This is a genomic window from Butyrivibrio sp. FC2001, from assembly GCF_000424125.1.
Taxonomy (GTDB): domain Bacteria; phylum Bacillota; class Clostridia; order Lachnospirales; family Lachnospiraceae; genus Butyrivibrio.
Genome location: NZ_AUJH01000038.1, coordinates 1 through 2,249, shown reverse-complemented (window position 1 = coordinate 2,249; position 2,249 = coordinate 1). Strand labels below are relative to the sequence as shown.

Annotated in this window: 2 protein-coding genes; both read right to left on the bottom strand. The window is 36.0% G+C overall.

The genetic code is table 11. The features are described from left to right. The coding region (locus G601_RS0113720; RefSeq protein ID WP_026665703.1) for a tyrosine-type recombinase/integrase at nucleotides 1–870 on the bottom strand (870 nt) is incomplete at its 3' end. Next, nucleotides 867–2,117 (bottom strand): site-specific integrase, encoded by a 1,251-nt coding sequence (locus G601_RS0113715; protein WP_026510725.1) that lies wholly within the window; start codon nucleotides 2,115–2,117, stop codon nucleotides 867–869. The genes G601_RS0113715 and G601_RS0113720, both read right to left, overlap by 4 nt. Nucleotides 2,118–2,249: the final 132 nt, after the last annotated feature.

Below are 2,249 nucleotides of genomic sequence, written 5' to 3'. Positions count from 1 at the left end.
TTCAGTTGCATATATTGTTTTATGTCCAAGGTATGTTGACAGTACCGGTAATGCAACATAAAGATCAACGCCGTTGTCTACCATCTGCTTAAACGAACGTACTGCAAAAGTGTGTCGCCAGTCATGTATCCTTGGCCCGTTACCATCGCCAAAATATGGTATTTGTGCCTTATCCAAAAACTTTCTGTGAAGTTCATATATGACATCTCCGCAGAGCCGGTCACCATTTACATTTGTAAAAATATATTCATCATCTTCAAGGGCATAGAAGCATTTATCTGCGTATTGTGTTATTAAATCTAGCAATTCATCTGAAAGCACAATGTACCTAGCACAATCGTTTTTGGTTTCATATAGAGCTATTATTCCGTTTTCAAGATCTACATCCTTTTTCCTTATGCCAAGAGTTTCATTTATTCTTGTTCCACAACAGTAGAGAATCCGGAATAGTACAGGAAGCTGAATAAGATTCTTTTTATTCCCTTTATCAGGCTCATAAGTATCCACTGCCTGAAAGTACCTAAAAATCTCATCATCTGTATATATATGAGGCTTAAAGTCGCTTTGAATTGATTTGATATCATGAGGAATGTAGACATCATAACCCTTTCTGTTCAGATACAGCAGGAAATTTTTGGCAAAGTTAATGCGAGAATAATGAGTTGTTACAGCTTCCTCATCCCTCTTAACAGCCCAGGCGATTGCATCATTTTCGGTAAATCTTACATCCGTTATTCCTTGTGATACGCAAAACCTGTCAAACTGAGCCAAACGTTTTTCATATGAGAGTCTTTTGAAACCTGATGCTTCTTTATAAGCGACATAACAGTTCATCTCATCTGCAAATCCTGAGACATAAGTATATTTCATGACTTTGTTGCCTCCTTTCTATAATAACGGGAAGAAAGTGTAGGCATACTCAAAGTACAAGTACGAAGGCGATCAATATCTACTTTTAAATATATTTTCGTAGTTTCAGTAGATTGATGTCCAAGAACTGTGCTAATAACCGGAAGAGAAACATTTCTCTTTAATAGATTTGAGGCCAGGCTATGTCTTAAAGAATGGGCTCCATGCTTTTTATCCTTCCATCCAGTTATAGCCGCTTTTTTCATATATCTTGTAACAATTGAATGAATAGTAGGGGATTTTAATGGCTTTCCATATTTTGATTGTTCTGATGAAAGGATAACCTCTGGCCGTTCAGATTTTGGCCTTCCATGCTGAAGATAATCTATAATAGCATTTCCTACCGAGGAAAGGAGCGGATACTCTACTGGGACATCAGTTTTTTGTTGTTCGAATCGTATGATGTTTTTATCCCAATCTATCTGATCAAGCCTAAAGCCTGTTATATCAGCACTTCTCCAGCCATACTCAGCTGCAAGTAGCAATACAAGATAATCTCTTTTTCCTATAGCAGAAGATCTGTCCGGAGCATTTATTATTCTGCTGATTTCTTCTTCAGTATACGTCGTAGGAATGCTGCTATGCCGATTAAAACTGTCAGGAAGTATAAATGATGATAGATCCTTTATCGTATAATGCCTGCTATAAATATATCTAAAAAATTGACGAAGGGAATTGGCGTAATCATGCCTTGCGCCAACTGTTTCACAGTACTCCTTGAAATAGTTTTCTATTTCATCCATGCCTATCATTTCTAAATCAATATTTCGATATTTCATAAAAGCATTTAGTTTAGAAAGAACCCTTGTGTACTCAGAAATAGTAGAGTGTGTCCTATGTAGTTCATCTCGTGCATAAATAAGGAATTCCTGTATTAAATTTCCTGTTCTACCAGAAAAAGTGTATTCAACTCTTGGTGATCTGAATTCAAACTCGCCATCTTTCTGATATGAAACAAGCATACGAATGGCTCTTAAATGCGTTTTGTCTTTTAAACTCATCCCTTCTAAAAGCAGATGGGTTCCTATATGGTAATCACAATACTGATTAGCGATTCTTTCAGAAAAAACTGTTAAAGAGTTCTTTTCCATCCAGCATTTTAGTTCATCCCAGTGCGACTGAATCTTTTCTGCATAGTCAGGTTTGTACTGTCTGTCAATCAGCTCTGCACTACATAGTTTAATTAATTCACTGATATCTGTTACCATAGACAACGTTCTCCTTTCATAAATGTCTTTAGTAACAGTATCGGCATTATTATGTAAAGAAATCTACAAATAATTGCTTATACTACATGGGTTGTTATTATTTCTTTACATAAAAAATAACTTGTCATAACC

Coding starts and splice junctions, on each gene's coding strand:
- G601_RS0113715 (WP_026510725.1), bottom strand. CDS start 2,117: ATGGTAACAGATATCAGTGAATTAATTAAACTATGTAGTGCAGAGCTG.